General features: G+C 68.0%; 4 protein-coding genes. All 4 read right to left on the bottom strand.

What is annotated here, in order from left to right:
* Nucleotides 1-197: 197 nt before the first annotated feature.
* The 4 genes from QZ753_RS13040 to QZ753_RS13025 all read right to left on the bottom strand — a co-directional run bounded on the left by QZ753_RS13040 (nt 198) and on the right by QZ753_RS13025 (nt 3243).
* Nucleotides 198-728, bottom strand: coding sequence for a TIGR02281 family clan AA aspartic protease (locus tag QZ753_RS13040; RefSeq protein WP_294644214.1), 531 nt, complete (start codon nt 726-728; stop codon nt 198-200).
* Nucleotides 729-819: 91 nt separating this feature from the next.
* Entirely contained in the window at nt 820-1449 is a 630-nt protein-coding gene (gene upp / locus QZ753_RS13035; protein ID WP_294644213.1) for a uracil phosphoribosyltransferase, read from the bottom strand.
* A gap of 81 nt (nt 1450-1530) precedes the next feature.
* The gene (locus tag QZ753_RS13030; RefSeq protein ID WP_294644212.1) at nt 1531-2724 is read right to left on the bottom strand and encodes a phosphopentomutase; all 1194 of its coding nucleotides are present in this window, start codon (nt 2722-2724) and stop codon (nt 1531-1533) included.
* Nucleotides 2725-2796: 72 nt separating this feature from the next.
* Nucleotides 2797-3243 (bottom strand): pilus assembly protein N-terminal domain-containing protein, encoded by a 447-nt coding sequence (locus tag QZ753_RS13025; protein ID WP_294644211.1) that lies wholly within the window; start codon nt 3241-3243, stop codon nt 2797-2799.
* Between the last annotated feature and the right edge of the window lie 300 nt (nt 3244-3543).

Below are 3543 nucleotides of genomic sequence, written 5' to 3'. Positions count from 1 at the left end.
TGCGAGACCGTCCCGATGCGCTCGCCCCCGTGCGGATTGTCGGCAGCTCGCGCCGGCAGCGCCGCCACCAGGGCCGAGACCGCGGCCAAGGCGAGGCCCGTCGTTGCAAATCGTTTCGTCATGAATGTCTCCCCAAATCAGCAAGGGGAGTGTTTCGCGACAGGACGGGCGGGGCAACCCGTCCGATGGCGTTTTGGCTACTGAACCAGCGTCAGCCGGCCGTCGGCGACCTCGAACCGCGACAGGCGCTTCAGGAAGCTCATGCCCAGCAGCGTCACGCCGGGGCCCTGGCCCTCGAGGACCATGACGTCGACATCGGCGGCCTCCACCGGGCCGATCGACAGGCGGCGGACCTTGGCGAGTGCGGCGCGCACCGTCCCTTGCGCGGTCTGGGCGCGATGCACGAAGCCCGCCGGGTCGACGCGGACGCCGAGCCGGCGCGCGGTGTCCTGCCCGAGTGCGACATAGGTCGCGCCCGTGTCGACCATGACCTCCTCGTTTCGGCCGTCGAACCGCGCCTCGACGCGAAAATGACCATCGGGACCGGCGGGAAGCCGGACCATCCGGCCAACCGGGCGTGGCAGGGATGCCTCCACCACGGCGACCGGCGGCTCCAGGCGCTCGACCTCACCCTCGGACACGAGGCTCGCCCGGTACCGCTCGAAGGCGGAGGGGAAGACGAGCGCTATGGCCGTCGCGCCGATCAGGAGGGGGAGGAGCTTCGTCATCGGCCGGCATCCGGGGCATGCGTGCCGGAAGGGCGCGCTGCCACCAGCCTGACGGAACGGGGTTGCCAAAGCGTTGAGGCGGGGCGTGCGCCTATTTCGTGCCGTACATCCGGTCGCCCGCGTCGCCAAGGCCGGGGATGATGTAGCCCTTCTCGTTCAGCCCCTGGTCGATCGAGGCGGTGAAGACGGGAATGTCGGGATGGGCGTCGCGGAAGCGGCGGATGCCTTCCGGGGCGGCGAGGAGGCAGAGGAAGCGGATGTTGCGCGCGCCGCGGTTCTTCAGCATGTCCATCGCCGCGACCGCCGAATTGGCGGTGGCCAGCATCGGGTCGACGACGATGATGAGGCGGTTCTCGAGGTCTTCCGGCGCCTTGAAGTAGTATTCCACCGGCTGCAGCGTCTCGTGGTCGCGGTAGAGCCCGACATGGGCGACGCGCGCCGCCGGCACGAGGTCGAGCATGCCCTCCAGAAGTCCGTTGCCGGCGCGCAGGATCGAGGCGAAGACGAGCTTCTTGCCCTCGAGGATCGGTGCCGACATCGGCCCCATCGGCGTCTCGATGTCGATCGTCGTGATGTCTAGATCGCGCGTCACCTCGTAGCAGAGGAGCGTCGAAATCTCGCGCAGGAGGCGGCGGAAGCTCGCCGTCGAGGTCTCCTGCTTTCGCATCAGGGTCAGCTTGTGCTGGACCAGCGGATGATCGATCACGGTGACGCCGTCCATGCGGGCAGTTCCTTCGGCTGATGTCGTGGCAGAGCGTGTAGTGCCTGGCGACGCCGCCGCCAAGATCACGGGCGCGAAGCCCTACAGAAAGCTCGTTCCGTGCGGGCCGGGCGCGAGCCCGAGATGGGCTGCGACGCTTTCGCCGATGTCGGCGAAGGTCGGGCGCAGGCCGATCGCCGACGGGGCGATGCCGGGGCCGAAGCCGAGGACGGGCACGCGCTCGCGCGTGTGATCGGTGCCGGGAAAGGTCGGGTCGCAGCCGTGGTCGGCGGTGAGGATCACGAGGTCGCCGGGGCGCAAGCGCGCGTCGAGCTCGGGCAGGCGCGCGTCGAAGGCCTCGAGTTCGGCCGCGTAGCCCGCCACGTCGCGCCGGTGGCCGTGCAGCGTGTCGAAGTCGACGAAGTTCGCGAACACGAGATCGCCGTCTCGGGCGTCCTCCACCGCGCCGAGAAGCTTGTCGAAGAGCGCCATGTTGCCGTCACCCTTGCGCACCTCCGTGATGCCGCGTTGGGCGAAGATGTCGCCGATCTTGCCGATCGCGATGACGCGGCCACCGGCCTCGATCGTCCGGTCGAGGACGGTCGGCTCGGGCGGCGGCACGGCGTAGTCGCGCCGGTTGGCCGTGCGCCGGAAGCTCGCGGCGTCGCGGCCGACGAAGGGGCGCGCGATGACGCGTCCGATGGTAAGCGCGTCGACATGGCGCCGTGCGATCTCGCAAAGGGCGTAGAGCCGGTCGAGCCCGAACGCCTCCTCGTGTGCGGCGATCTGGAGGACGCTGTCGGCCGAGGTGTAGACGATCGGCCGACCGGTCCGAATGCTCGCCACGCCCTCGGCCGCGATGATCTCGGTACCGGACGCGTGGCGGTCGCCGAGAATGCCGGGCAGGCCCGACTCCTCGACGATCGCGGCGATGAGGGCCGGCGGAAAGCATGGCTGCGTGCGCGGAAAGTAGCCCCAGTCGAACGGGACCGGCACGCCCGCGATCTCCCAGTGGCCCGACGGCGTGTCCTTGCCGCGGCTGATTTCCTCGGCGCGGCCGAAAAGGCCCTGCGGCGCCGGACCGCCGGTGATGCCGGCGGCGTGGAGAAGCCCAAGACGCTCCATGAACGGAAGGCGAAGCGGGCCCCGCCGCAGCCCGGCGCGATCGGCCCGCCCGTTCGCAGCGGCCTCGCGGATATGGCCGAACGTGTCGGCCCCGGCGTCGCCATAGGCTGCCGCATCCGGCGCGCCGCCGATTCCGAAACTGTCGAGCACGATCAGGAAGGCACGGGGCAAGCTGGTTCTCCACTCAATGTCGCCCTTTCTGTCATGAAAGCGGCGCAGAGGGGAGGAGGGGTGTTTCGGTCGTCAGTTGCTCGGCTGGGAGAGGGAGTCGTGGTCTTGGACCTGCTTCACCGTGCCAGCGAAGACGCCCGTCTCGTCGCCGATCGCGACCTTCGGTTCGCAGGTCGGCGCGCAGGAGAAGGTCTGGCGCGTTCCCTGGCGATAGACACGAAGCGAATGATCCTCGGCGGCCGACACCACGACGCTGTCGTCGAGCATCACTTCGCCCGCCGTATCAAGCACGACGAGGTTGGTGATGCCATAGGAGCGTCCGGTCATAACCAGCGTGCGGGCATCGTGGATCGTGATGTCGGCGATCGACGGATTGCCGATGATCACGCTGCCGGCCTGGCGCGGGATGCGCAGGATGCGCGCCTGGTCGATCGGCACGGTCAATCCGTCCGCGCTTTCCGCCTGAGCGAGCGAGGGGGCACCGAGAGCGAGGACCGCTACAAGAGCAAGAAGACGCATCGAACAAACTCCGCCGGGCACACGCTGCCGGCCACCATTTTTAATGCGCGGATGCTTAAGGGAACGTTGCGGGACGGCGTTTGCCAATCATTTACCGTGTGATGCAGGTTCGTGTCTTAACCGATGATTAGGGCTGTTCCTTAAGCGAGCGGCAAACGCTCCTCTGTAGTTTTGAGCTTACCGAACGACGGACGATATCGGGTCGTCGGGACAGGTTTCCATCGAACGGGCAGGAGTTTCCATGTTCAAGCTCATCAGGCGTTTTCGCAAGAACGAGTCCGGCGCGACCGCCATCGAGTA

This window comes from uncultured Aureimonas sp., assembly GCF_913775355.1.
GTDB lineage: Bacteria > Pseudomonadota > Alphaproteobacteria > Rhizobiales > Rhizobiaceae > Aureimonas.
Note: the sequence above shows the minus strand (reverse complement) of the source record. Positions and strands in the feature narration are given on the sequence as shown.

Excerpts from the sequence above, each read along its gene's own strand:
- QZ753_RS13040 (WP_294644214.1), bottom strand. The coding sequence starts at position 728 with ATGACGAAGCTCCTCCCCCTCCTGATCGGCGCGACGGCCATAGCGCTC.
- QZ753_RS13025 (WP_294644211.1), bottom strand. The coding sequence starts at position 3,243 with ATGCGTCTTCTTGCTCTTGTAGCGGTCCTCGCTCTCGGTGCCCCCTCG.
- upp (WP_294644213.1), bottom strand. The coding sequence starts at position 1,449 with ATGGACGGCGTCACCGTGATCGATCATCCGCTGGTCCAGCACAAGCTG.